The 24,868-nt window shown below is 44.3% G+C and carries 27 protein-coding genes; 8 read left to right on the forward strand and 19 right to left on the reverse strand.

Going from position 1 to position 24,868, the window contains the following annotated elements:
- Positions 1-363: 363 nt before the first annotated feature.
- Positions 364-1,344, forward strand: a complete 981-nt coding sequence (locus G475_RS0119705; protein WP_026702733.1) for a cation diffusion facilitator family transporter — start codon at positions 364-366, stop codon at positions 1,342-1,344.
- A 140-nt stretch (positions 1,345-1,484) separates the two neighbouring features.
- Here the strand turns inward: G475_RS0119705 and G475_RS0119715 are convergent, their stop codons facing one another.
- From G475_RS0119715 to G475_RS27595, 8 genes are all read right to left on the reverse strand, one after another.
- Entirely contained in the window at positions 1,485-1,952 is a 468-nt protein-coding gene (locus tag G475_RS0119715; RefSeq protein ID WP_026702734.1) for a DUF1641 domain-containing protein, read from the reverse strand.
- Positions 1,945-4,896: a formate dehydrogenase subunit alpha gene (gene fdhF / locus G475_RS0119720; RefSeq protein ID WP_026702735.1), complete on the reverse strand. Its 2,952-nt coding sequence runs from the start codon at positions 4,894-4,896 to the stop codon at positions 1,945-1,947. Before fdhF ends, G475_RS0119715 begins: the two co-directional genes overlap by 8 nt.
- A gap of 171 nt (positions 4,897-5,067) precedes the next feature.
- A complete protein-coding gene (locus tag G475_RS0119725) occupies positions 5,068-6,219 on the reverse strand; it encodes a PstS family phosphate ABC transporter substrate-binding protein (RefSeq protein WP_026702736.1) in 1,152 nt (383 codons plus the stop codon).
- Between the two features lie 50 nt (positions 6,220-6,269).
- On the reverse strand, positions 6,270-6,617 hold the full coding sequence (locus tag G475_RS0119730) for a DUF4260 domain-containing protein (protein WP_026702737.1): 348 nt from the start codon (positions 6,615-6,617) through the stop codon (positions 6,270-6,272).
- A gap of 28 nt (positions 6,618-6,645) precedes the next feature.
- Entirely contained in the window at positions 6,646-7,155 is a 510-nt protein-coding gene (locus G475_RS0119735) for a DinB family protein (RefSeq protein WP_026702738.1), read from the reverse strand.
- 77 nt (positions 7,156-7,232) lie between these two features.
- Positions 7,233-8,198, reverse strand: a complete 966-nt coding sequence (locus G475_RS0119740) for a helix-turn-helix transcriptional regulator (protein ID WP_026702739.1) — start codon at positions 8,196-8,198, stop codon at positions 7,233-7,235.
- 469 nt (positions 8,199-8,667) lie between these two features.
- Complete coding sequence (locus G475_RS0119750) at positions 8,668-9,711, reverse strand: metal ABC transporter solute-binding protein, Zn/Mn family (RefSeq protein ID WP_026702740.1); 1,044 nt, start codon at positions 9,709-9,711, stop codon at positions 8,668-8,670.
- Positions 9,712-9,889: 178 nt separating this feature from the next.
- Positions 9,890-10,051: a hypothetical protein gene (locus tag G475_RS27595; RefSeq protein ID WP_169728540.1), complete on the reverse strand. Its 162-nt coding sequence runs from the start codon at positions 10,049-10,051 to the stop codon at positions 9,890-9,892.
- Between the two features lie 138 nt (positions 10,052-10,189).
- Between G475_RS27595 and G475_RS0119760 the strand changes: the two genes are divergently transcribed.
- Positions 10,190-11,095, forward strand: a complete 906-nt coding sequence (locus G475_RS0119760) for an SDR family oxidoreductase (protein ID WP_026702741.1) — start codon at positions 10,190-10,192, stop codon at positions 11,093-11,095.
- On the opposite strand, the gene G475_RS0119765 is transcribed toward G475_RS0119760, so the two are convergent.
- The 6 genes from G475_RS0119765 to G475_RS0119790 all read right to left on the reverse strand — a co-directional run bounded on the left by G475_RS0119765 (position 11,092) and on the right by G475_RS0119790 (position 17,726).
- Entirely contained in the window at positions 11,092-12,105 is a 1,014-nt protein-coding gene (locus G475_RS0119765; protein ID WP_026702742.1) for a DUF3231 family protein, read from the reverse strand. The genes G475_RS0119760 and G475_RS0119765 overlap by 4 nt on opposite strands.
- Before the next feature lie 43 nt (positions 12,106-12,148).
- The gene (locus tag G475_RS0119770) at positions 12,149-12,625 is read right to left on the reverse strand and encodes a hypothetical protein (protein WP_051302762.1); all 477 of its coding nucleotides are present in this window, start codon (positions 12,623-12,625) and stop codon (positions 12,149-12,151) included.
- Positions 12,626-12,694: 69 nt separating this feature from the next.
- Positions 12,695-13,708 carry a DUF3231 family protein gene (locus G475_RS0119775; RefSeq protein WP_026702744.1) on the reverse strand — a complete coding sequence of 338 codons (1,014 nt, stop codon included), beginning with the start codon at positions 13,706-13,708 and terminating at the stop codon, positions 12,695-12,697.
- A 59-nt stretch (positions 13,709-13,767) separates the two neighbouring features.
- Positions 13,768-14,868, reverse strand: a complete 1,101-nt coding sequence (locus G475_RS0119780; protein ID WP_026702745.1) for a GerAB/ArcD/ProY family transporter — start codon at positions 14,866-14,868, stop codon at positions 13,768-13,770.
- Positions 14,869-14,902: 34 nt separating this feature from the next.
- A complete protein-coding gene (locus G475_RS0119785) occupies positions 14,903-16,117 on the reverse strand; it encodes a Ger(x)C family spore germination protein (RefSeq protein ID WP_035712082.1) in 1,215 nt (404 codons plus the stop codon).
- Positions 16,110-17,726, reverse strand: coding sequence for a spore germination protein (locus tag G475_RS0119790; protein WP_026702747.1), 1,617 nt, complete (start codon positions 17,724-17,726; stop codon positions 16,110-16,112). The genes G475_RS0119785 and G475_RS0119790 overlap by 8 nt, the downstream gene beginning before the upstream one ends.
- Before the next feature lie 107 nt (positions 17,727-17,833).
- Between G475_RS0119790 and G475_RS0119795 the strand changes: the two genes are divergently transcribed.
- Together G475_RS0119795 and G475_RS0119800 are read left to right on the forward strand one after the other, a co-directional pair.
- The gene (locus G475_RS0119795; protein ID WP_026702748.1) at positions 17,834-18,085 is read left to right on the forward strand and encodes a hypothetical protein; all 252 of its coding nucleotides are present in this window, start codon (positions 17,834-17,836) and stop codon (positions 18,083-18,085) included.
- A gap of 16 nt (positions 18,086-18,101) precedes the next feature.
- Complete coding sequence (locus G475_RS0119800) at positions 18,102-18,656, forward strand: DUF3231 family protein (protein WP_026702749.1); 555 nt, start codon at positions 18,102-18,104, stop codon at positions 18,654-18,656.
- A 76-nt stretch (positions 18,657-18,732) separates the two neighbouring features.
- Here G475_RS0119800 and G475_RS0119805 read toward each other — a convergent pair whose 3' ends face one another.
- Positions 18,733-19,743, reverse strand: a complete 1,011-nt coding sequence (locus tag G475_RS0119805) for a DUF3231 family protein (RefSeq protein ID WP_026702750.1) — start codon at positions 19,741-19,743, stop codon at positions 18,733-18,735.
- 211 nt (positions 19,744-19,954) lie between these two features.
- On the opposite strand from G475_RS0119805, the gene G475_RS0119810 reads away from it, so the two are divergent.
- Both G475_RS0119810 and G475_RS0119815 read left to right on the forward strand, forming a co-directional pair.
- Positions 19,955-20,200, forward strand: coding sequence for a hypothetical protein (locus G475_RS0119810; RefSeq protein WP_026702751.1), 246 nt, complete (start codon positions 19,955-19,957; stop codon positions 20,198-20,200).
- 212 nt (positions 20,201-20,412) lie between these two features.
- Entirely contained in the window at positions 20,413-20,925 is a 513-nt protein-coding gene (locus G475_RS0119815) for a hypothetical protein (protein ID WP_026702752.1), read from the forward strand.
- A gap of 29 nt (positions 20,926-20,954) precedes the next feature.
- Here G475_RS0119815 and csaA read toward each other — a convergent pair whose 3' ends face one another.
- Positions 20,955-21,284, reverse strand: a complete 330-nt coding sequence (csaA, locus tag G475_RS0119820; RefSeq protein WP_026702753.1) for a chaperone CsaA — start codon at positions 21,282-21,284, stop codon at positions 20,955-20,957.
- 205 nt (positions 21,285-21,489) lie between these two features.
- Here csaA and G475_RS0119825 point away from each other — a divergent pair, with 205 nt between their 5' ends.
- Positions 21,490-22,038 (forward strand): DUF7010 family protein, encoded by a 549-nt coding sequence (locus tag G475_RS0119825; RefSeq protein WP_233275822.1) that lies wholly within the window; start codon positions 21,490-21,492, stop codon positions 22,036-22,038.
- Between the two features lie 55 nt (positions 22,039-22,093).
- Here G475_RS0119825 and G475_RS0119830 read toward each other — a convergent pair whose 3' ends face one another.
- On the reverse strand, positions 22,094-23,032 hold the full coding sequence (locus G475_RS0119830) for a helix-turn-helix transcriptional regulator (protein ID WP_026702755.1): 939 nt from the start codon (positions 23,030-23,032) through the stop codon (positions 22,094-22,096).
- Between the two features lie 86 nt (positions 23,033-23,118).
- Here G475_RS0119830 and G475_RS0119835 point away from each other — a divergent pair, with 86 nt between their 5' ends.
- The gene (locus G475_RS0119835) at positions 23,119-23,562 is read left to right on the forward strand and encodes a VOC family protein (protein WP_026702756.1); all 444 of its coding nucleotides are present in this window, start codon (positions 23,119-23,121) and stop codon (positions 23,560-23,562) included.
- A gap of 315 nt (positions 23,563-23,877) precedes the next feature.
- Here G475_RS0119835 and G475_RS25760 read toward each other — a convergent pair whose 3' ends face one another.
- Together G475_RS25760 and G475_RS0119850 are read right to left on the reverse strand one after the other, a co-directional pair.
- The gene (locus tag G475_RS25760) at positions 23,878-24,213 is read right to left on the reverse strand and encodes a DUF6220 domain-containing protein (RefSeq protein ID WP_051302764.1); all 336 of its coding nucleotides are present in this window, start codon (positions 24,211-24,213) and stop codon (positions 23,878-23,880) included.
- 110 nt (positions 24,214-24,323) lie between these two features.
- Positions 24,324-24,833 carry a hypothetical protein gene (locus G475_RS0119850; protein WP_026702757.1) on the reverse strand — a complete coding sequence of 170 codons (510 nt, stop codon included), beginning with the start codon at positions 24,831-24,833 and terminating at the stop codon, positions 24,324-24,326.
- Positions 24,834-24,868 lie beyond the last annotated feature (35 nt).

A 24,868-nucleotide genomic window follows, 5' to 3' on the forward strand; every position in this document is an offset into this window, starting at 1 on the left:
GTAAAACGGACATCTTAGGGTTTATATAACAAGAACGTCCATTCAGCGGAGTCAAAATAGGTCGACTCCTGCGGGAAAAGCACGAGTCTCGAGACCCCGCAGGAAGTGACTTTCTTCCGAGGAGGCTCGAGCCGTGCCCGCGGAAAGCGACCTATTTTGACGCAGCGATAGAACAATACACAAAAACCCGAACGATTTTTTCCATAAATCGTTCGGATTTTTTGTCCTTGATAATGTTTTGTCCCAGACCCGTTTTTGTTCCTTTTTTGATGATGCATTGGAACTAAAATCGCAGGAACATGATAATTTTAATTTTGGTCATGCTATATAATAGAAAAAATATTGTGTTAGGGAGACATGACCATGTCCTTTATAAAATTACTAAAACGCGGCAACCAATCATCAGGATATGCAGCACTCGGAAATACTGTATTAGCTGCTATAAAAGGGATTGGTGCTGCGATCAGCGGAAGCGGCTCCATGTTCGCTACCACGATTCATTCCATCGCCGATGCGACGAATCAGGGGTTTGTATATTTCGGAAGTATCCTTGCTAAGAAAGAACCTACCAAACGTTTTCCCGCGGGTTTTGGACGGGTTATCAATCTTTTTGTCTTAGTTGCTGTGATCGTCGTATCCATCATGGCCTATGAAACGATAAGGAAAGGGTGGGAAATCATTCAAAACCCTGAAGAATCATCCAATCTATGGCTGAATATCATCATTTTATTAGCTGCCGTTATGATTGATGGATTTGTCCTGATGAAAGCAATGAAAGAAATTGTAAAGGAATCAGATTCCAATGCTTCTGGTTTAAAAGTAGCAGCTGCAGCCTTCAAAAATGTACGTTATGCTGCCCCTCCAACCAGGCTTGTTTTTTACGAAGACATTGTGGCAACATTTGGAGCACTGGTCGCTTTCATTTTTGTCATTTTATCCCACGCGACCGGACTGTATTATCTGGACGGCATTGGTTCGATAATGATTGGTCTTTTACTTATCGGCATTGCTTTAAAAATTGGATATGACAATACCATCGGTTTAATCGGTGTGGCTGCGCCGAAAAAAGTGGAGCATCGCGTGGCAAATATTATTTTACATGATGATGATGTGATAGACATTAATAAAATGCGTGTGCTTCAAGAAGGGCGGCAGTATCATGTTGAAAGTTATATTGAATTAAAAAAAGGTCTTTCTCTGGCAGAAGCTGATGATATTAAATTTCGTGTCCGGGATAAACTCTTAAAAGATGACGATATTGGAGATGTCACCCTGGGTATTATAGAAGCAGACGAAAAGCAAAATTGGAGTCTCACCGATGAACCATTGTTAAAAGGAGAATAAATGGGTATAGATACAGATATTCTGCGGCAAAACACCGGCGAACGAAGCCATAATCCCTCGATCAAAAAAGCCATGCTTCCCATCTTCCTTGATGGTCTCCATGGCTTTTCAACTTAATGGCTATACATTACTGTGCTGATTTAATCTTTTCCCATTCCTTTTAAGAACTGAAGGAGAAGGGTAATGCTTCGATTAATGTCCGGATCCTTCAACGACTTGACGATATCCGTATAGGAGGTTTCTTCCTGCTCCTTCTCCCCCTCTGTTTCCCTCAACCCATTGTTGAGACGTTGCAGCAGCATCCGTGTCTCTTCTATATCAAGATCGCCTAGAAGGAAAATGAGATTCGGCAGCGTGTCCAGCGCATCCGTATATTTCGGCTTATCTATTTCTTTTATGACATTGTTCAAGAGTGTTTTTCGTTTTTTCGTAAGGGCTGTCGCGGCTTCGAGGGCATCTGCTTCTTCCAGCGCAGAGAGTAATTCGATGCCCTTCACAATGCTTTCTTTGTTTGCCGAGACAACCTCTTTGACCTCCTGCACGTCCTGCTCTACTTTCTCCTGACGAGACATTTCCATCCGTTTAATATCCGAAATTGGTTCAGCCATTTCTCTTCACCTTATTTCCAGGAAATTCATAGTCATGCCGCTTCCATTTGTCTTCCACTCTTACACTGTACTGCGGCTGCGGGGCTCCCCGTCTATGGTTATTAGGCGGGATCGGGGATTTCCCTTGTTTTTTCAGGACCTGCATGTTGACGGCAATTTCTTTATAGGCCGGGGTATCACTGTCTTTGTCGACACTGTTGTCCGTTAAGAAATTGACAGCAGATTTCCCTTTACTATTTAAAGGCATATACAGTTCTTTGCCCCTCACTCTGTCCGTGATGGTCACGGTACCGGTCGCTTCTCCGGCATCGGACGTCAGTTTCACTTCAGCCCCTTCTTTTATCCCGCGTTCCTCGGCTAATTCGGGAGAAACTTCAATAAAGGAACGAGGAGTTGTTCTTCGTATCCCCGGTGATTTGTACGTCATGTTGCCTTCATGAAAATGCTCCAGCAGTCTGCCATTGTTTAAATGAAGGTTATATGTTTCTGTGGTGTCATATGGCAGTTCAAAGTGGAGCGGATAGAGCCTGGCTTTTTTATCTTCAAAAGGAAAACCGTCCATGTAAAGAAGCGGCTCGTCCGTGCCATCCTCAGCCACCGGCCACTGCAGGGAATGATAGCCTTCCAGCCGTTCATACGTCACGCCTGCAAATAACGGCGACAGGCTGGCCGCTTCTTCCATGATTTCTGATGGATGCTCGTAGTTCCAATCAAATCCGAGCTTTTCCGCAAGCAGTTGTATAATTTCCCAATCCGGCTTCGTATCCTCCATCGGATGCATTGCCTGATAGAGCCGTTGTATCCGGCGTTCTGTATTGGTGAAGGTCCCTTCTTTTTCAAGACTTGCCGCTGCCGGCAATACAACATCAGCGTAGCGCGCCGTCTCCGTAAGAAAAAGATCCTGGACGACAAAGAAATCAAGTTTTTCAAAGGCCCTGGTGACGTAATTGATATTAGCATCGACAATCGCTGTGTCTTCCCCTTTGACATACATCGCCCGCAGTTTATCTTCGTGAATAGCTTTAATCATTTCGTGGTTATCCATGCCAGGTTCATCGGAAAGGGCAACTCCCCAGGCCTGTTCGTACCGTTTTCTTACGTTTTCGTCGGATACCGGCTCATACCCGGGAAACGTGTTCGGCATACTTCCAAAATCGCTGCAGCCCTGGACGTTATTATGACCGCGGAGCGGAAACGCTCCCGTCCCGGGACGGCCATAGTTTCCAGTGATTAAGAGCAAGTTGGAAAACGAGGTGCTTGTATCACTGCCAAGAGAATGCTGTGTAACACCCATCGCCCAGCATAAAGCGACTTTATCTGCCTTGGTTATTTCTTCTGCGACATATTTCAGATCCTCTGCCGGAATGCCGGTCATGTCTTCAGCATATTCCAGGGTAAAGGCACGCAGACTTTCATAGTATTCTTCAAAGCCGTTTACCCAGTTGGTAATGAATTCCTGCTCCTGCCATCCCTGGTCAATGATATATTTGGTTACAGCAGAAGCCCACACAAGATCCGTTCCGGAGGCTGGCTGATAAAATCGGTCGGCTCGATCAGCCATTTCATGCTTGCGCAGGTCAAACACGAACAGTTTCTGCCCAAATAATTTCTGCGAGCGCTTGATCCGCGAAGCAAGTACAGGATGGGATTCTGCTGTATTCGATCCAACCGTAAGTACCAGATCTGCCGCAGCAATATCATCGATCGAGCCTGAGTCGCCTCCGTACCCTACGGTCCGAAACAGGCCTTTGGTAGCCGGGCTCTGACAATACCTGGAACAGTTGTCCACATTATTGGTTCCCATCACCTGCCTGGAAAACTTCTGCATCGCATACGAATCTTCATTGCTCGCTTTCGACGAAGCAATAAATCCAAGCTTATCCGCGCCGCTTTCTTCCCTTATCTCTTGAAATCGCTGAGCTGCATAAGAAAGAGCTTCGTCCCATTCCACTTCCTCCAATTTATGGCCGCGCCGGATTAAAGGCTTCGTTAAACGTTCGTTATGGTTCACATAATCCCAGCCAAATTTACCTTTGATACAGGTAGCAATCCCATTGGCTGGAGAATGTTCATTTGGTTCCACCTTTAACACTTTGCGGTCTTTGGTCCACACATCAAACGTGCAGCCAACCCCGCAGTAAGTACATACCGTTTTCGTTTTATCGATTCTTTCTTCCCGCATTGCCGCTTCCGTATCAGATACTGCCAGCAGCGGCCCATATCCCGTTTCCACTTTTTTTGTGACATCGATCATCGAGCGCAGCAGGCTCGGTTCCTGTTCCGTCATAAAGCCTGCTTCTTCTTCCATGCCCTTTTCCATGATGGCATTGCACGGACATACTGTGGCACACTGCCCGCAGTTCACACAGGAGGACTCCTCAATCGGAACATCATTGTCCCAGATGACTCTCGGCTCCTGTCGATCCCAGTCTATCGTTAACGTTTCATTGACTTCAATATCCTGGCAGGCCTCTACGCAGCGGCCGCACAAAATACATTGGTCCGGATCGTACCGGTAAAAAGATCCTGAACGGTCGATTTCATAAGAGGTTGGCTGAAACGGACGCGACTGATGTTCCAGCCCAAACTCGGCAACCGCATTATGAATTTCACAATCTCCGTTATTATAATCGCATACGGTACAATAAAGTTCGTGCTTTTCCAGTATAGTATCGAGGGCCTCTTTTTGAGCAGCCTGAACGTGGGGAAGATTGGTTTCTATTTTCATGCCGGCCTCCACTTTCAAACTGCAGGCCCGCTGCAGCTCCCCGTTCACCTGAATAACGCACGTATCGCACGTCTCGACCGGCCCAAGCGACTCGTTATAACATATCTGCGGTATGTTTTCTTCTACCGTATTGATCAAGTCCAGTACGTTTTGTCCCGGGTCTGCTAAGTATTCCTGTCCGTTTATCGTTACCACCGTATGATCACGTTCCGGCAACGTTAACCCCTCCCTGTGTTGAAAATTATCAGAACTTGGAATGCTTTTTCCCCTTCTTATGCGGACCGTAAACGTACTTGAGATTTTGTATGATGTCTTTGCTCCTTTTAATAAGGAAAAGGGCCGCCCTTTTGGGTCAGCCCCTTCTTAAATATAGATATAACAGTTTGATCAGTTTTCCCCCAGCGGTACATATCCCGTTTTTTCGATGATGGTCTGCCCTTCCTCCGATAGGATCCAATCGATAAAAGGCGGGACGTTTGGGTTGTCTGTTCCATTGGTTATAGCGTAAAATTCACTGGACAGCGGGTATTCGTCGTTTTTGATGGAGGGGACATCCGGAGGCACATCATTTACCTTCAGTAGCTTAATGTTGTTGTTCTCCTTCATCTGAGTGGAAAAATACCGATAGGAAAAACCGATGGCATTGCGGTGATTTCGATAACTGGAAGCTTTTTCTATTACACCGCCCATACCGCTCACCCGATGATCACTGGGAGGGTCCATGATCTTTTTCCCATCCATCATTTTCTGGAGGCCTGTCTGGCTGCCGCTTCCGTCCGGCCGTTGAAACGCAATGATCTCTTGATTCTTTCCGCCTACTTCTTCCCAATTGGTAATGTCTCCGGAATAAATACCACGCAGCTCTTCGACCGTTAAACTTTGCACAGGGTTGCTGTCATGGACGAAAAAGACAAAGGCTTCTTTTCCGATCGCTGTTTGTTCCATTTCCGGGCGAAGTTTTGATTCCTGTTTTTCGGAGGGGCCGGCTGCAAATATCATATCCACGTTTTGAGCAGCCAATCGATTATAGGCCCCCGGGGTTTTGGACACGGCAACTTCACTGTCCAGAGTATTATCATGGGGGTATTCATTCTCGGGATACACCGCCCGTACAAAAGCAGAATACACCGGATACAATGCGGTGGCCCCGTCCAGTTCCGGAAGATTTTCTTTAAGGGTGAAAGAGGACGGCTGCTCTAAACGGACAGCTTTGGTCTCTTTGCGAAAAGGTTCATACGCTGTTAAATCAACCTCTGCATTTTCGATCTCAATATGATCGATATAAGCTTCATAGCCTCCGTAACCGGCAAGCGGAAGGACAAACAGCAGAAGAGGAAGCACTATTTTCATCGTTGTCGACAGGCGTTGGAAGGCGCCTGATATAAGGACGTTGCCGAAGATGAGCAGCGCAGCTGCGATAATTCCAACATAAATATATGTACTCTGTTGAAAAAGGAGCATGGAAAGCAAAACCGTAAACGCGCTTATTGCCGCGCCTGCGACAGTAAAAGCTGCCATCCCTATTATTCGTTTCTCCATATTACGTTCCCATCCTTGTCATTTTCTTACATCAACAAGGATACAGGAAATTACACTCGGTTTAAATGAGTATCTTTAAACGATTCCGGGTATTTCAACCCAAACCCTATCATTCTATCCATGCCGATATGGGCGCTCCATATTAATCCAACAGCCAATACAGCTGGAAAAGAGAAAACCATTCCAGCTGCAGCCACTCCAATTGATAGAATATAAGTATGGAAGATATTATACACAACAGCCCCAACTTTATCGTTTCCCATATAACCGATCATAGACAAATCCGGTGCCAGCAAAAGGATGATAAAGAGAATCCAGCTGAATGAAAGAGAGCCATATAGATACAGACTCAGTGCGAAAACAACAAATCCTTCCCCATGCAGCAATATTTTATTCAATTGTTATCCCTACTTTCCCATTGTCAAGTCAGCGTTCCAATTCAAATAAAAATTGGGCGTAATCCGTCGGTACTCCTGCATGCCCCATCTGCCTCAGCATCGCGGTGATGTTTCCGCGGTGGTAGGTGCCGTGATTCACGACATGATGCACCATTTCCGACAGACGTAATTCCTTCTTTCCCCATTGCGGATGTTCACACGGAATCATTCCATCCAGATCTGACTGAGCTTTAAAGAAGGAACGATACATTCCCGCAACCTCCCGATACAATTGCTGCATTTCATCGATGGATTTTGACGGCAGCTCTTTTTTCAGCCGTTCCATCACTCCAATTATTTCAGAAAAGTCTTTTTGCTGCATCACTCCCAGCCAGACATGATCAAACACATGAATATGAACGAAAACATCCTGTATCGTGGAAAAAACACTCTGAACCGGCTGTTCTACTATTTCTATCGGCAATTCTTTCACGTGGTTCAATGTCCTTTCGTTGGCCCATACATGATAATCATGCATCTGCAATGCTTGATGTTTCAATGTAATATCCACCTTTCCGCCTATTATTTATCCTCTCCATCATAAAATAACTTCCCTGTCAGCTGCTGTCAGGGAAGTTATTTTTCTTCATAATGCGAAACCATTTCCTTTAACAAGGTGGTCATTTCTTCTTTTAACCTCGACGGCTCCAGGATCCGGACCTTTTTTCCTTCTGCCAGTAATAGGTTTGGCATATAGAATAACGCCTCCTGCTCGTTGACGAGAAGATGTAATTGATCTCTTCTATGCTCTGTTAGACAGGAGCGCATATAATAATTTCGCGCGAGCCGGTCCAGAGCCCCTTTTTCCCCTTCTATAACAACTGGAACCTTTGGGGATTTCGACATATAAGGTTCTTGAAATTTATCATGAAGATACGATTCGATCGAAAAATGAGCAGGTCTGGAAAACGTAGTATTCCCAATAGATACATGGCAAATTCGATCCACCCGGAATACCCGCATTTCCTGCCGCAGATGACAATATCCAGCAATATACCAAAGGCTGTACCGGTAGGCCAGGCCATATGGATTCATATCTCTTGTTTGAGCTGTTTCCTCTTCCTTTTTGACATACTTGATGTGAACGATCCGGTCCTCTGCTACCGCTTTTTCCAGTTTCTGAAGTACTTCTTTTTCCGGCATTGCTTCTTTTACTGGAAGAACCCCAAAACCCTGGGTGTGTCGATGCAGCAGCTGATATTGCTCGTCGTTCAGCTGGCGTTCGATTTTCTTCATGGCCTCCTGAAGTTCTGCTCCGAATGGGTAACCTGTCCCCCCGGCCAGCATCGCTGCGTGAGCGATTGCTTTCAATTCATCAGAATCAAAAAACAATGGTGTTTCCCGGAAGTTTTTAGCCAGGGAATACCCGCCTTCATGGCCTGATTCAGCAATGATTGGAACACCGCTTGCACAGAGGGCGTCAATATAGCGGTAAACGGTCCGGACACTGATCTCCAAAGAAAACGCCAATTCAGAAGCCGTCACCTGTTCCCTGGATCTAAGTATCCATAATATAGCAAGCATATTGTCCCATTTGGCCATCCCTCACCACAACCTTCCGCATTCTTGTACCTTTCTAGCTTACTTCGAGGAGAAAGATTATTTTCCTGCAAAGGCAGGAACATTAACAGTTCTACGGCTCCTGGATTAAAAAACGACACGGTACAATGACAACCATTGCAAGCTCAGAGAAGTTTCTGGCAGGTCTGCAAAAACTGGAGGATAGTACAGCGGAATTACGTTGGACTGGCGGGCTCCATGGGAGGGTTAGAGGACAGCAGAACTCTTCTTTTTCTTGTTTGTGTCCCCCAAGAGCATTTGGAGAACGCTGCTTCCCCTTTCTTCCTGAAACTTGGGTGCTAAAGTGGTTTGGAGGACAGTCAAAGCTTTGTACCGTTGATTCGTGTCCTCCACAACTGCTGCCGCAGCTACCGGACTCCTCCGGACAACCGAAGCATTCATCGAAAACCTATGCGGAGGCTCGCACTGTCTTGTTGACTCCGTTTACTAACTAATCATGGTTGTGTTCTTCCTCTCCATGATGCTCCTCATGCTCTTCCTCCCCTTGGTCATGGTTCTCTTCTTCCTCAATACCATTGGAATACTGCAAGGCCGTCTGCAGATTTTCTATATTCTCTTTCATCAGACTGAAGTAGTCCGCTCCTTCTTCGATTTCTTCTTCCGAACGAGTCGATACATTATGCAGATACAAGGCTTCCGCGTCTGCTTCATTCTGAACAACGTCCGTCACTTTAGAGGAAACATTTTGTTCAAACATCACATGTTGAATGCCGGTCTCCTCTATCGTTTCGATAATGGATTGGAGCTCCTTTTGACTCGGTTCATCTGAAGGGGAGATTCCGGAAATAGACATTTGCTCTAATCCATAGCGGGCTTCCCAGTAACCATAGGCTGCATGAGACACAATAAATGTTTTATGTTCGGCTTTTTCCGCCATCTCCGTAAACGATGCGTCCAAGGATTGGAGGTCTTCTTCCAGCTCGGCAAAATTTTCTTCAAATATCTCTTCTTTTTGCGGACGCAGTTCAATCAAAGCGTCTTTAATGTTCTCTGCTGCCTGTTGTGCCAGGATTGGATCCAGCCAGACATGAGGGTCTGTATCTCCGTGTTCGTGAGTGTGCTGCACTTCTCCGTGGTCATGAGGATCGGCTCCCAAACCATCCTGTAAATCCAGCCCTTTTGTCACCTCCACTGACAATCCATCTTCCGCGGCCACGGTTTCATTGACAGAGTCCGCAAAGCCTTCCATGCCGGCTCCGTTAAACAAGAAGGCATCGGACTCCGCGATATCGATCATCGTTTGAGAAGTAGGTTCAAAACTATGGGCATCCGCCCCAGCTGGTACCAGATTTTCCACCTTTACTTCCTCTCCTCCGATGCGATTGGCAAAGTCTTCCCATGCAAATAGTGTGGTGTAGATATGAAGGGGCGATTCTTCCGAGGCTTCCTGGTTTTGGTCCTCTTCTGCCGCACACGCACTCCCTAACAGTCCTAAAATAAAAACAGCAAACAGCCCAATGAATCTTTTTATCATTATGTAGGTATCCCCTTTCGTAATCATTACGAATGACCGACTATCAGTATATCGTAACCATTACGGTTTGTAAATGAGAATAATTATTATTTTTATGGACAGGCCCCAAATGAATACACTGTTTTTGGAGCTAAAGAATCGACTTCAGGGAAACACCCCCGAAGTCGATTCTTTTCATCTACATCACCGGATAATACGGTTCGTATCTTGGGCAACAGTAATAAGGGGGTCTAGGACCTATTTTAGGCAGGGAAAAAGGGCGGGGATCATCATTATAGTACACTTTCACTTTTTCCTCCGATTGAGGAAGGAGCAGCACAAATTCCTGGGAATAAGACATTCCTCCACCTCCAGTCTTTTTCCTTTCACTTTATTCCATACAGGGCCCCCGTGAGCATGTCCGTTTTCAGAAGAAGGGCATGCACGACAGACGCCTAGAAAACATAAGGTGAAAGGAATACTATTTTGGAGGTTTTTTATGGCACCTCATGATTATCCCTTGTACCCTAATTACGGTAAGATCACTCAATATGAAGAAGTTCCCATAACTGTGCCGGAGCAGCGTCAATACCGTCAGCCTGGCTTGGAAAAGCTCATGAACCCGCAGCCGATTGTGGAAAACCCCAACTATCAAGGAAGCGGAAAATTAACTGGAAAGACAGCGCTTATTACGGGGGGAGACAGCGGTATTGGCGCCGCTGCCGCCATCGCCTTTGCCAAAGAAGGGGCGGATGTAGCCATTTCCTATTTAGATGAGCAGGACGATGCAGAGCGGACAAAAAGGCGTATTGAAGAACTGGGACAGCGCTGCCTTTTACTGCCTGGAGATGTCAGAGAAAAACAGCAGTGTGTTCACCTGGTAGAAGAAACCGTTGCCGTTTTCGGCAAGCTTGATATTCTCTGTAACCACGTCGGCATTCAGTTCCAGCAGTTAAGCCTGCTTGATATTACCGATGAACAATTTGATGATACGTTTAAAGTGAACATATACTCTCATTTTTACACGACCAGAGCTGCTCTTCCCCATTTACACGCCGGCAGTTCAATAATTAATACCGCTTCGGTAGTAGCTTATGACGGGAATAAACAATTAATGGATTATTCAGCGACAAAAGGAGCAAATGTTGGTTTTACAAGAGCTTTGGCCAATAACCTGGTTGACAAAGGGATACGGGTCAACGCCGTAGCACCGGGCCGTATTTGGACGCCGCTCATTCCGGCAAGTTTTTCAGCGGACGAAGTGACGTTGGCTGGGAATCCCATGGAGCGGCAGGGACAGCCTTTCGAACTGGCCCCCACCTACGTGTACCTGGCTTCGGATGACTCCCGGTTTGTGACTGGTCAGACCCTCCACGTAAACGGCGGCCAATGGACGTCTTCCTAGCGCTTGTTCCTGGCTAATTCTTCCCTGTCCTTTGTTCCCGGGGGCTGCTCCAGCCAATGGTGCTTGATCATAATGTCCACGCCGCTTTTCGCATATTTCGCTACCTCCAAAGAAAGACGTTCATAATTAAGTGCCAAATCCGTCCGCAGACTGGAGGAAGCAGCCATAGCATAATTCCCCATCCCGGCAGAGGTTAAGAGGGACATATGGAACATCATTAATTTATCCGAGAACGTCTTTGTCGTCGAATCGCTTGCGCTGAGATCGGGCAGTCTCGGCGTAACAATATCATTATCATCCAGCAAAGAGGTGAAAACCTTGATATGCTTATTTGAAATTTCTTTTCCCCGCAGCATATATTCCTGAACCTCTTTCATCGATGCCGTCTGGGCAAACGCAAGAGAAAGCTTCGCGCCTACTGAATTGGTCAGAATATTCATATACAAATAGGCGATTTCCACGGCATTCAAGGGGCGTTTGCTGCTGAATGGATTCATTCCGCTTAAATACTTTTTACTTTCGATGTAATCCGTTTCTTTTGGTACATTAATATACGGATGGGTAGCGTGAATTCCCTGGGACACCGCAACGTCGGTAGAATGATTATACAGTGCAGAAGTATCTGTCAGCAGCTGGGTATAGAATCGTCTTATATCCTCTCTTTTGCTCATTCCGACAAACCCGCCGTATGTCATCATCCCTACTTTTGACATATGATTCACATAGGTCAGGCAGAATATGTCTGAAAAGAGCCAGGGAGCTTCCATGTTTACATCTTCCATGGAAAACCCGCGCGGCACGGCAAACTGTTCATCGTCAAAAAGGCTGAGCAGGTGATCCATATTCCTGCTTGAAATATCATAGGCCTCTTTTGTAATCGTTTTTATCTCTGTATCCTGCAAATGTTTTAACATAAATTCCAGGATCACTTTGGACATGCTGTCATTCATATAGGTCGTCCACAAGCATCCGATTTCAGCAGATGTTAAATTGGTTTTTGGTTCCTTCATATCATTGCCCTCCTGATGTGATATGTAGAAGCCCTGTTCAGGCTTACGTTTTTATTTTCACTAACACCCATCGAATAATCATCCCTGCCGCTAACCCTACAGGTAAAAAAAGAATAGGGAGCCATACCGGACCTATTTTATATCCAAATAATGTAAGATAAGGAGAATAAATTAAGCCTATCGTTACAAAATAGGCGGAAAAAGCAAGAGGCAAATACGAAAAAGCTTTCGTGCCGCCGCCTGCTTCTCTGTACGCATCCCATATCGCGAAAAAATAAATACAAGGATAAAACATCAGCCATTGATAGTCGGTATGTTCAATAGCCTCCTGTATTCTTCCATGAAAGCTCAAGACAATAACATAATTAAAATTGCCTAATACATTAACCAGCACCTCTAAAAACACTAACAATATTCCCTTGGTATATTTTCCGAGGATTAAATGGGCGAACCCGGGAAGAGCAATGCTCCATAACAGCATTTCCAATTTTTTGCTTTGTTTATTAATTTCCATCTGCATAGACATTACCTGTTTCGCTTAGTTTTGATGTGAAGTTATGTCTATTTTTCTGCATAGACACATATCCTTTCATTTATCAGACTTTATAAGTTCCCGTCGGTCCACCATGCGGGGAGGCTCTTCCAGCCACCCGTGGTTTATCATAATATTGACTCCGTCCTCGGAAAATAAGCCGGCTTCACCGATAAGGCGTGCATAATGAGAAGCCAGGTCTCTTCTAATATTGGTAGAGATACTCAACCCGTAGAACCCTATGCCCAGCGTACTCATCGCTGTAACATGGTACAGCATTAATTTCTCAGAAAACGGCCCTTCTTTGGCCGAAGTCGTAACCATAGATTCCGACCCCATTGGAACCGGTATCTGATTCTCCTCCAAAACTGAACGAAATATGCTTATATGCTTTTTTGCCATTTCGATTCCTCTGACAATATGGTCTTTTACTTCCTTTGATCGTGCGGCCTGACCAAATCCCGTTAGTGTGGTAACCCCTAAATCATTACGCTGGATATTATTAAACAGATGAGTGATCTCTACCGCTGTCAGCGGTCTGCGTTCGCCAAACCAGCCGGTTAAAAAGCTTTGTTTTTTGACAAAATCCACTTCGTCCAGCGTGGGGATCGAGGGAGGATAAAGATATAAACCCTTTTCCTGCAACAGGGTTTTTGTTCTTTGATACAGCTCATTATAGTGGTGGAATCCATTGGTAAAGAACTGATATATATCTTCACGCACTGATAAACTGATCGCTGTCGAAAATGAAAACATCCCTACGTTGCTAAGTTGAAAGACATGCTGGAGAAAATAGGGATCCGTATATAACTTCGGAGCATGAATGTTGACATCTTCCTCCGTCATTCCAATAGGAACCGGTTTGTTCTCCTGATTAAACAAAGTGGCTATTTCATTTAAATGATCGGAGGTTATGGACAATGTCTTCTGCAGCATGGATGATATTTCTTCATCCTCAGCTTTTTCATGAAAGTATTTCAGCATAGCGCTTGAGGTACTCGCGTTCATATAAACTGACCATAACTGGGAGTGTTCCGCTGTCGTCATCTGGCTTTTTCTCATTACTTCCATGAAAGGCTCCTCCCTAACAACTTACTTGCCATTAGTCTGCCGAAAATTCTAAGTGTTATTCACAAACGCTGCTTCTTTCTGTTTTTTACCACTGCAATGAGAAGCAGCAAAGCAGGAATGATAACCTGAAAGGGTAAATGCATATACAGGGGTACAAACCGGATTCCTTCCTGAATGTGCTCGGAATAACTGCTTGCGATTGTCATAGAGGAAAATAATACCACCAGCCCCAGCGGATAGATAAGTCTAGAAAGACCATTTACTTTAAACAAATCTGCTGTTCCTATAAGTGCTGCATAAAAATAAAGTCCTATCTTAAAAAAACCTCCCGTGATTAAAGCAATCATAAAAAATACGTCCAGTCGTTCCAGAAATTCGGCAACTTCAATCGCCTGTATCGTATTCAGGAGAGGAAACTGGGAGCGTGAGACAAGTTCATAACTCAGGACTGAAATGTTCACCACCATGGTAATAACAATATTCAGACCACTTAACGCGATCCCCGTCAACCCTGCTGCTTTTACATGTTTCGGTCTGTTTAGATACGGGAAAATCATCGTAAATACAACAACTTCTCCAAAAGGGATATACCATGTTTCCGTGACCACTGTCTTAATGACTGGACCAATTCCCTCTTCCAGCACCGGCTGCAGGTTATTTAACTCAATTAAGCCGGATACTACGACCAATACAAAACCGATCACTGCCAAAAAATATAGCAGCACAAAAAGAAGCTCCCCTGTTCGGGCCAGAACTTCGATTCCTTTATGTACGGTATAAACTATGCAAAAAAGAAGCAGGGCATTTATAATAAACAGCGGCGTTTCATCATACGCAAACGTCACCAGCATTTCCCCAAAATCCCGAAGCACCCTGGCAGCAATATATAAAAAATAAATGAGATATAGAAAAGCAAGAAGTTTACCCAAAACTTTTCCGGTGATCTCCTGCATATACGTTGTCGGCAGGATATCCGGGTAATAGTTATAAAGAGCCTGGTATATCAGAAACAAACATAAACCCCCACCCATTCCCAATAATATAGCGAGCCATGCATCCTTCTTTGCACTTAAGCCAAGAGGGATTAACAGAGCGCTTCCAAGCTCAAACAGAAAGATGAGAATAAACAACTGACCAGGAGTTATTTTTGCTTTTTCCACCTGGGGACCCCCCTCCTTTCTTTTTCCTCGTTTCTTAGAAATCCATAAGAAACGGTTTATTTCTCAATCCTGTCCGGCGGATGAAAGCATGGACCTTAACGTCTACCTCTACTTCAGGAAAATATTCGTCATTCCAATTCTCCTTCATTTCCTTCCACGCTTCGGAGTCCGCCCGGTGGACGGCCTCCCCAAAACCTAATACATCCGTTTGCAGCTCCTGGGTTTTTTTAATAGAAGACAGTAAATTCTCCTTAATCTCTTTTTCCACCAGACCTTCTAAATCTTTTAAAACATGTGGTTTTCGTAAATCAATCGGCACGGCCGTCTCCCCTATATCCCCTTCAGCCGACACTTCCACGGAAATCTTCGGCTGGTTGTTTTTCACCTGGGCGGACACACTTGTTTTCTGCCGGATCACTTCGTAAACAATCGCTTCTTTATTTTGCTTCCAATCAAGCGAGACCCCAGTTTCTTTTATTTTGTCCAGCACCCACAAAATCCCTTTTGATGTGTCCCCATTAACGGTGTGTATCAATTTTCCGTCTTTAAAAAGAGCCAGGCCGGAAGCCTGTAGCCGGAATGGAGGTTGTGTCTCCTGGATGCCTTCAATCGCTTCTCCCTTTTCTTCGTCTCCTGGAGCACGGAAACAACTAATGACCGGGGAGGTTCCTGGTGAAATCAATTTTTGCAGTAAACCCCTTGTCTCCAGGTTAATATTCTCGCCCCAGATTCTTTCGGTAGACCTTAATGTTTTAATAACTTTGTTTGCTGGAATCTTATCAATCGACGTGAGTGTTTTAATAATCTCTTCGGCTTTTGCATCCTGGGCTACTACTACTTTTGTCGTTGTACGAAATTCGTTGTCCCGTTCCAGGGCATCAAATATTTCTTGAATTCCTCTTTCTTCCGCCAATTTTTCCCCGATCACGAGCAGGTTGGTATGAGCATAATAAAGTTCCCGGGACACTTTCTTGGAAATACGCCTTTGGGCTTCTGTCATATTGTATCCATGTTCGGTATAGGTGGAAACAGGAGGGCTCTCCGACCCTCCCGTATTCTGTATCCCTTCCCCTGCCACGTTTCCGGGGTTTATCACTTGAATGGTGTTCACAAATTCCCCGTCCTCGGACAAGTCAATACCGATCGCAGAAACAAGTGCTAAATCCGGCAGCTCCTGATTGCTCCAGCAGCCAGAGAGGATGGAAATACTCAGGAGCATACTGAAAAAACAAAGAAGCCCTTTAATCATCATTCAGGTCACCTTTCTTCATCTGCTGTTTTTTTATATTCCGTGTTTCAGGCGGGGTTGGCTTCTGGCCGCTTCCTTCTCGCTCATTCTTTGTAGTAAACAGTCTTGGTCTCTCCTTGTCTCCCCACCTTGGCAGACGAATAACCGAATCTCCAAAATCAGCCGGGATAAAGGGAGCAAGCGGTGCCATATATGGAATGCCAAACGATCGTAAACTGCACAAATGGGCAATAATGACAATAAAGGACAAGATCAACCCGTAAAATCCGAACGAAGCAGCCACAATCATCAGCCCAAACCGTATGAGACGGGCAGCTATCGCCATGGAATAAGACGGGGTTGTAAAACTTGCAATTGCGGTAATCGCCACAATAATAACCATGGCCGGTGAGACAATCCCCGCCTGTACAGCGGCCTGGCCGATGACAAGAGCTCCTACAATCGAAACGGTCTGTCCAACTGCTTGAGGCATCCGAATTCCGGCTTCCCGTAAAATTTCAAACGTGATTTCCATAAGAAACGCTTCGATGACTGCCGGAAAGGGAACCGCTTCCCGCTGGGCCGATAGTACGACCAACAACTGAGTGGGGATCATTTCCTGGTGAAAGGTCGTAGCAGCAACATAGGTTGCCGGCGCATACAGAGATATTAAAAAAACCATAATTCTCATGAAACGAAGGGAGGACGCAATATACGCCCGGCTGTAATAATCATCAACCGATTGAAAAAATTGGATAAAAATAGAGGGGACATGCAGAACAAACGGTGTTCCATCTACAAAAATTGCGATTCTGCCTTCCAGCAGATTTCCAGCGACAGCATCAGGGCGTTCCGTAAAATGGATCGTCGGAAAAGGGGAGGAGGGCTGGTCCTCAATAAGTTCTTCAATATAACCGGTTTCTAAAATGCCGTCCATATTAATATTCTCCAACCGTTCGCGCAGCTCATTGAGATTTTTTTCGCTTGCTATCCCTTCGATATACATAATCTCTACGTCTGTTTTCGTTTTTTCACCAAGCTGCAGGGACTCGACCCACAGATTTGGATTTTTAATTCTGCGGCGTACCAGGGAGGTATTCGTGCGTAGAGACTCTGTAAATCCTTCCCGCGGCCCGCGGATGGAAATCTCCGTAGGAGGCTCTTGAATAGAACGTCTTTCTCCTCCCTTTGTACTGGCGCTCAGTCCCTGCATGACCCCATCAACAAGAATGATAGTCAGACCTGACATCAGGGATTCATATAACTCCTTCCAGTTGTTCACCCTGGTTACTTCCCCAAGCGGAACGATTTTTTCAGCAATCGTCTCCAGAACATCCCGTTCTGTCCCTTCTGTTTCGATAGCAGGGTCATCCATGAGCGATTCCAGGAGAAAATCATGGATGGTGCGGTTATCCACGATTCCTTCAACAAAAATAACACCAATCTGCTTGTTTTCCTGCGCCGTTGTCATTTCCCGGATAACTATATCTGAACTGTTGCCGGTCCTTTGTTTTATTTTGCTTAGATTGCTGTCTAACGAAGTATATAATTCTTCCGCCGGCCCAGCATTCTGGACAGCATTTGTATATTTTCTTTTTGATTTTAAAAATTTCCTGAACCTGTAAGACATGACAGCATCAGTGCTTTCTTTGTAATTTATTGTTAGTTTTAGCGTTCGCTCTTTATTTATACATAACCCTTCATGGGTTGGATAAAAATAAGAGCGGAGATGATAATATGAAAATAGCAGGAATTACCATACTGATGATGGGGCTGGTAATGGGGTTTTCCATACTACTGGATATGTTGATGGGTTTTGATATGAGAACCGCTTTAACAAACGCTATAAACCCGTTCCGGGTGATGCATATCATTGAAATTTTTCTTTCGTCTCTTTTTGTTATCCTGTTTATCACAGAAACGATCTATTCGTTTATAAAAAAAAGAAAAAGCAGGCAGCAGCCGTCTGGTATGAATAAAGATGAGTGAAGGAAGGTGAAAATCGTTGGGAAATCCTTTTGAAGCCGCGTGGAACGTATTAAAAACATCGATGGATAATGCCAATGAAACAAAAGGGCAGCTGCACGTGATTGAGGTCGGGGACTGCTGGAAGTACCTTACCTTAGTAGAAGAATTTATACGTTATGAAGAAAGCGGATTAAATACCACGACAGACGACGAAGTAAGAGAAATGCTGACAGATATCATCAAACTATGTGAATCTCATGTGAAGAAGTTAAGTAAGTTTATGAAAGAAGAGGGGCTTCCCCTTCCGGATGTAACTTCTTCCAAACCAAACTCCGAACCAAATGAAATCCCGTTAGGTGTTAAACTGACCGACGATGAAATTACGAACGGAGTAGCCTTTAAACTGGTTAGCAGCTTGAAAGCCTGTGCAAAAGGACAGGCCGATGCAGTTCGTAATGACATCGGCATGATATGGCTGGAATTTTATATCGATTGGGTCACGATAGGGGCAAACTTAAAATCATTGATGAAAAAACGCGGGTGGTTAAAAGTCCCTCCGTATTACTATCCGCCTGGCTCCCCTAAAAAATAAATAATAATGCTCCTTCCTGCATCGAAGCGGAAGGAGCCATTCACCTGGACAGGACCGTCATCCTATCGTTTATCCGTCATCCTTTCCTTTTGGTTATTTTCGTTCTGTCCTCCATTTGGGGCGGTTCCTCTGTCCATCCGTGTTCAATCATCAGATCTCCTCCATCATTGGCAAAGTCATAAACATCTTTAGCTGTCATGAACATTCTCAGCGGCAGGTCTTTTCTAAGACTGAAGGAAGTGCCTAAAGCACTGCTGCCTAAGCCAAAACTGCTTAATAAGGAAGTATTATACATCATCAGTTTATCGGAAAAAGGAGACAAGGTGGAATTGGTAACCAATCCGGATGAGGTGGAAGGAACATTGACATCACTCTCTAATAAGACATTACTAAATTTTTGAACAATAGTTTTAGATAATTCTTTCCCCCGGAAAAAATATTCTCGAACGTCTTTTTTATGAGCCACTTGGGCAAAGCCAGTCATTAGTTTCATCCCCGTTACATTCGATTCAATGCCTTGATATAAATAGGCCACTTCCACTGAGTTTAACGTTCTCTTATTCCCAAGTAATTTAAATCCTGAACGATAATCTTTATTTTCCGCAAACTCTGCATGAACCGGCATCGTAACCTCTGGAGATCTTGGGAGAACTCCTTTTTCCAGCAAATACTGGGTTGTTTTTACACAGTATTCTTCCGCAAATGCCGAACAGTCTTTATATAACTTCATAATATCCTTACGATAACTCATCGACATGTGTAAGGCGTGAAGCCCCGTGGCAATTTTCATCATCATTCTCAAGTACATGATATGATATATGTCATCAAACAGGGGAGGAGATTTGAGATTGACATCATTTTCGGTGAAGCCAACCGGGACGGCCGCCCCCTCTTGTTTGAAAATATCCGTGATTTCAGTGATGAAATTACATTCCCTGTCGTGAAAGGGTTGAAGTATTTCTTGAGCTTCCGGCTCCTGGTTTTTGGATAGAAAATTTTCCACAACTCTTGCCATCATTGTTTTCTTTTGATAAATGACCCAAAGGGTTGCAAGTTCGGACGAGGCTAACGGTGCCTGGTATGCCACTATTTGAACATTCCTTCCTTGGTAAGGTTCGGACTTTCCTCTGCCTGATAAAAGACCGATTATATTCGATTATTTTGCCCAGGCTCTTCCTTTTCATACTCTTTCTGAAGATTTCTAAAAGAAAGCGGGAATGAACTCGGCTCTTTAACCTACTATCATGCATATTATTTTACTGAAAACAGATAATAACAGCTAAAAAGGGGATCGCTGAATGGCCTTTGCTGTATTTTTCTTAGCTTCCCGGCTTCTTAATACATTATTTATAAGAATGGAAAAAACATTATCTTTAACAGAAAATACTTTTGTATTTATGATTATTCTTGTCATTAATATTAACTGGGATTGGATCGTGTATGAAGAAATGGATCGAGTGAATATTACAGAGGACGGTCTGAACTATACTGCGTTTCTTCTTTTCCGCAGTATTATTATTCCTATGGTTTTACCGTTTCCTTAAACCTCTTACATAAATCAAGTAAGTTATGGATATATGTTATATCTCTTGCTGCCTTGCTTTTTCTCGCCTGCCTCTCCACTTCATTTCAGATCACAGAGCACACAAAGTGGAACCTCGGTTATGATGCTGTATACTACACCTTCCTGGCCGGGGCTGCTTATTATTCCTTCTGCATCTATTCAGAAGACTGCCGTATCCGAGGTGAACAGCTCGTGAATTTGTGGGAAAGCTTTGACAAAAATGAAATAAGTATCTTTATTATGATGGCCGCGGCTTACACTGCTTTTTTTCTGCTATCTAAAAAATTCTCCCGCCCTGTCACCCTGTTATTCCTATTATGGGGATATACGATTGGGGTTGTATTTGATTTCACTATCGGCGGTGGTTTTATTGATTTTTATAAGCTGAATGATACCCAGAACTACGAGTTGTTTGATTTCTTATATTATTCCCTGTTTGCTCCAGCTGCTTTCTTTTTTGTATATGTGTATGAGTTACTCCAGATCAAAAAATCTTTCATATGGTATATTATTGGCTGGGCCCTGCTTGGAACAGGAATGCAGTGGCCTTTTGCCTGGCTGGGGATTATTGATTTTCAAAATGGCTACCAGCCTGTCTATTCTTTTCCCGTCTTTCTGACAACTCTGACGGTAACCGGTTTTTATTACGAAAGGGTACGTTCAACATTCGAGGTCCCCCCTTCCAAGGAAGAACATGGATCATAAATAAAAAACGGCCCAGTATAAAGCGAGGCTCAGGATATGGGGCATCCATTCGGAACAGAGGCATCCGGCTGCAGCAGCACGACGTCCCCCTCTTCCGGTGTTCCCCCGAGAACGAGCACCTCCGAGGTAAAACCGGCTATCCGCATTGGCGGGAAATTGACCACCGCCGCTACCTGCCGGCCGGGAAGCTGCTCTGGCTGATATCGTTTTGTTATTTGAGCCGAGGAGTTTTTCACCCCCAAGTCTCCAAAATCAATCGTTAATTTAACCGCCGGCTTGCGCGCTTCAGGGAATGCTTCGGCTGCCATAATCGTCCCCACCCGGATGTCCAGCTTCATAAAATCGTCCATTTTCGCCATTCTTATAACCTTCCTTCCTGCCTTTCCTTTTTTCTCTTCCCGCCAGTTTGTATACTTCTCCATTCCAGTCCCAATCCCTTTTTCTCTCCTCTTGTTCATCGTTAAGCGGGATTTCTAAAAAATTACAGCTGGATGCTCATAAAAAGTGTAAAATAGATATCGGATGAACAATAATGCTGTGGCTACAGCAAAAAAGGAGAATAGGATGATGGAGATCCTTGAACTTAAGAAAGCACTATCGGTAAGAGGGAAGAATGGTCTTCCTTTTTTGCTTTCGGCTTGTGTAATTTGGGCTGGCATTACAGTCCTCTTCCTATTGCCATTAGCAATTGATACAAAAAATATATTCATGTTATTTGCCACGGGACTAATGTTTCCAATCGCCTTGATCCTGTCCAAGTGGACAAAGTCCGAGTGGAAAATGGAGGACCATCCCCTTAGTTCATTAGGCTTGTATTTAAATCTCGCTCAGTTTATGTATTTCCCCATTATCTTCTGGGCCTTTGTTCAAAGTCCCCATCATATGGTTGTGTTTTTTGCCGTGATTACAGGAGCCCACTTTTTTCCCTACGGCTGGTTTTATCAAGCGAAAGCTTATTTTGTGATGGCACCTCTTATTTCCATTACCCTAATGCTGCTTGGATGGACGACAGACGGTTCCCATGCCTGGCTTATCCCACTTACAATGCTTTTATTCCTTGTCTTTCTTAACTTCTGGCTGCTCGTTGATTATCGGAAAAAGATAAAAATGTAAATACCGCTTGAAACCATGTCTCTTCCTTTTTCAGTACCCCATCCCTCTATTTCTATTATAAGTGATCTATTACATCTAAGTAGTAATCCTTTAACTGTTCTCTTAACGAAACCGGATCTATGATTTTTATCGATTTACCAAAACCGGCCAGGTAAGAAATCATAAAATGCAATTCAGCCGGCTCGTATGTTCCCTTTAAATACATAATACCATTTTCTGTTACTACTTCCATGGACGGGTATGGCTCCTTATTGAATATCTCCACCCCTTCCGAAGTGAGTATACATGTAAATGGAACCGCCTGTTTCGTTGGCTGCCAAAGACTTTGGGCATTATGGAGGTTCACATCTTTTAAATCTACAGCACCTTCATGATTTACTATTTCCAGAGCGGTTATGCGATCACAGCGGAAAACACGGTAGGCGCCTTTATCTAAATCATACGCCTGGCAGTACCACCAGCTTTTCATGGCATATATCGCTATCGGCTGAATCCAGCGAATGGTCGTTTGTTTTGGCGCTTCATAGCGAATTTTAATCACGTTGTTCTGAGCAGCGGTCAGCAGAAGATCTTCCAGATAGTCACATTCATGCGTTTGTTCTCCGGGATAGAAGGCCACTCTTTCCCGGAAGTTTTCGATTTGTCCGCGAAGGTCAGCAGGGACTCCTTCTAAAAATTTCTCATGAATGGAACGGAATGATATCTGAAAAGGAGTGCTGGCAAAGTTTTGGAGCACCTGCATCGCAAAATATAGAGCGAATACTTCCTGGCTCGTAAAAGAAATCGGCGGTAATGTCATGGAGTTGACTAAACGATACCCTCCGTACCGCCCATATTCGACGTAAAGCGGGACCCCGATATCTTCTAACGAGGCAATATCACGAAGGGCGGTCCTTTTTGAAATCTGGAATTCACTCATTAGATCCTTCAAGGTGAACTGCTGTTTTTGATTGATAAACCGCAGCATTTGATTTAATCGTTCCCCTTTTTTCATAAAACACTCCTTATAGGTGCCAATTATTGTCACCTTTTCACGATATACTGTTTAGTGTAAGTCATTAACAGGAAAGGGGCAACATAATGAGCTTTGAAATGATTCCTTTTTTATCTTTAAAGGGGCGCGGTGCTGAAGCCATCCATTTTTATGAACAGTATTTAGGGGCAGAAGTTTTATTTAAGAAAAACTACGAAGAGATGAAAGAAATGGACCCGCATTTCACATATGAAGAAGGCCAGGAGAATTATATTACACACTCCGTCTTACAAATTGGGAAGAATAAAATTATGATCGCAGAAGAGGAAATGGATAAGACCCGCCCCTGGCAGTTAAGTAACAGTTCCTCTTTATGTATCCAATCTAAAGATTATTCCGTCATTGAAACCATGTATAAAGATTTGATTACACATGATCAGGTTGATATCTTAACACCATTTGAAAAAAACGTATTCAGTCCCGGCTATGGGATCGTGCGGGATCCATTTGGCATCGTGCTGCAATTAACCGTCACCACCCATGATTTTTAACTCTTGGAGGTGGCCTTGTAAAGGAACCCCCGAGGCTGCTAAAAAGTAGAATTACTATTTTATAAATTCCGCTGAATAAATAAGACGGTGATCCCTGGGCGGGCCCTCTTTCCGCGGAGAATTCGTCAAGCCGCTTCTCGCTCCGCCCTGCAGGGTTTCACCTGATTGCTTTTTCCAGGAGTCTTGCCTGCCCCGGTCTCACCTTCCGTCCTTATATAAATGGGACCGTGTTAATATGCATTAACAATTGGAGCTGCAAACTTTTTCAGCAGCCTTGACCTCCCTCCCCCCATATTATCTCTGAGGACCTTCTCTCTATACATACTTCCATGATTGTTGCGCCATGCTGAGTGAGGCGCCGAATAACAGGAACGCAATAATGGGATGAAGGGCGCCCAACACCCCCATCTCAGTGGAAAACTCCACTGTTATATACTGCAGAATAATCATTGCAACTAACATTAAATTCATCCAAATCAGCTTTTTTGGCAAACGTCCGATTATTCCGGTTACTAGCACAAGCAGAGGTAAATACATAAACATAGGAACAAAGGATATATGTAATCCCCAACCGGCATATCCCATAAACAGTGCCATTCCCGCAAAAAATACTTGGACAATAATACAAGCTGCGAAAATGGAAGCTAGCATGCATATCCTATCCTGAAATATTGGATAATATTAGACTGCTTTTGGTGAAACGCCGATGTTTCCGGTGTTACGCTTGATTCTTTGTTATCCATACTGCATTCTCCTCCCGGTTAATGTTTAAGTTCCTGATTTCGTCTGCCCCATGGTTTAAATACGGAAACAACAATCATTGCTCCCAATGACCCAATCTGAAGGATAATTCCAATAAAAAGCTGGAGCCGGTTAGTTATAAACACCGGGCTGTCTAACGCATGCAACCCCTCTGCGGACGCGATCGAAAACGTCTGAATCGTCCACACAGACATTCCAATGAAGGCTAACCCTATGGACGCTACAGTTAAAATTTCTTTGAAAATAATCCAATAAAATCTAAACAACCCCCACCTGGTCCATACCGACAGCAGCACGCCGGTCACCACAGAACCGATGGCAGAAGCCCGTACGGAAGATGTGGCTAGTACATACATACTGGTATAAGCCCCTTTTAGAATCGTTTCATCCTGCGTGGCTGCTGCCGTAATACTAAGTACCAGAAAAACGACCATCGTTCCAAACAAGATTGCCACAAATAAAAGGTGAAGGGACAACAGCCATCTTCTTGGCGTGATGGACAACTTCATGACCAGCACCTCCCTCTCTTTCATCCTTATTTTGG

This window comes from Salibacterium aidingense DSM 18341 (assembly GCF_000429685.1).
GTDB lineage: Bacteria > Bacillota > Bacilli > Bacillales > Marinococcaceae > Salibacterium > Salibacterium aidingense.

Excerpts from the sequence above, each read along its gene's own strand:
- G475_RS0119705 (WP_026702733.1), top strand. The coding sequence starts at position 364 with ATGTCCTTTATAAAATTACTAAAACGCGGCAACCAATCATCAGGATAT.
- G475_RS0119715 (WP_026702734.1), bottom strand. The coding sequence starts at position 1,952 with ATGGCTGAACCAATTTCGGATATTAAACGGATGGAAATGTCTCGTCAG.
- G475_RS0119725 (WP_026702736.1), bottom strand. The coding sequence starts at position 6,219 with ATGGAGAAACGAATAATAGGGATGGCAGCTTTTACTGTCGCAGGCGCG.
- G475_RS0119740 (WP_026702739.1), bottom strand. The coding sequence starts at position 8,198 with ATGGCCAAATGGGACAATATGCTTGCTATATTATGGATACTTAGATCC.
- G475_RS0119750 (WP_026702740.1), bottom strand. The coding sequence starts at position 9,711 with ATGATAAAAAGATTCATTGGGCTGTTTGCTGTTTTTATTTTAGGACTG.
- G475_RS27595 (WP_169728540.1), bottom strand. The coding sequence starts at position 10,051 with ATGTCTTATTCCCAGGAATTTGTGCTGCTCCTTCCTCAATCGGAGGAA.
- G475_RS0119760 (WP_026702741.1), top strand. The coding sequence starts at position 10,190 with ATGGCACCTCATGATTATCCCTTGTACCCTAATTACGGTAAGATCACT.
- G475_RS0119765 (WP_026702742.1), bottom strand. The coding sequence starts at position 12,105 with ATGAAGGAACCAAAAACCAATTTAACATCTGCTGAAATCGGATGCTTG.
- G475_RS0119770 (WP_051302762.1), bottom strand. The coding sequence starts at position 12,625 with ATGCAGATGGAAATTAATAAACAAAGCAAAAAATTGGAAATGCTGTTA.
- G475_RS0119775 (WP_026702744.1), bottom strand. The coding sequence starts at position 13,708 with ATGGAAGTAATGAGAAAAAGCCAGATGACGACAGCGGAACACTCCCAG.
- G475_RS0119785 (WP_035712082.1), bottom strand. The coding sequence starts at position 16,117 with ATGATTAAAGGGCTTCTTTGTTTTTTCAGTATGCTCCTGAGTATTTCC.
- G475_RS0119790 (WP_026702747.1), bottom strand. The coding sequence starts at position 17,726 with ATGTCTTACAGGTTCAGGAAATTTTTAAAATCAAAAAGAAAATATACA.
- G475_RS0119795 (WP_026702748.1), top strand. The coding sequence starts at position 17,834 with ATGAAAATAGCAGGAATTACCATACTGATGATGGGGCTGGTAATGGGG.
- G475_RS0119810 (WP_026702751.1), top strand. The coding sequence starts at position 19,955 with ATGGCCTTTGCTGTATTTTTCTTAGCTTCCCGGCTTCTTAATACATTA.
- csaA (WP_026702753.1), bottom strand. The coding sequence starts at position 21,284 with ATGGCGAAAATGGACGATTTTATGAAGCTGGACATCCGGGTGGGGACG.
- G475_RS0119825 (WP_233275822.1), top strand. The coding sequence starts at position 21,490 with ATGATGGAGATCCTTGAACTTAAGAAAGCACTATCGGTAAGAGGGAAG.
- G475_RS0119830 (WP_026702755.1), bottom strand. The coding sequence starts at position 23,032 with ATGAAAAAAGGGGAACGATTAAATCAAATGCTGCGGTTTATCAATCAA.
- G475_RS0119835 (WP_026702756.1), top strand. The coding sequence starts at position 23,119 with ATGAGCTTTGAAATGATTCCTTTTTTATCTTTAAAGGGGCGCGGTGCT.
- G475_RS25760 (WP_051302764.1), bottom strand. The coding sequence starts at position 24,213 with ATGCTAGCTTCCATTTTCGCAGCTTGTATTATTGTCCAAGTATTTTTT.
- G475_RS0119850 (WP_026702757.1), bottom strand. The coding sequence starts at position 24,833 with ATGAAGTTGTCCATCACGCCAAGAAGATGGCTGTTGTCCCTTCACCTT.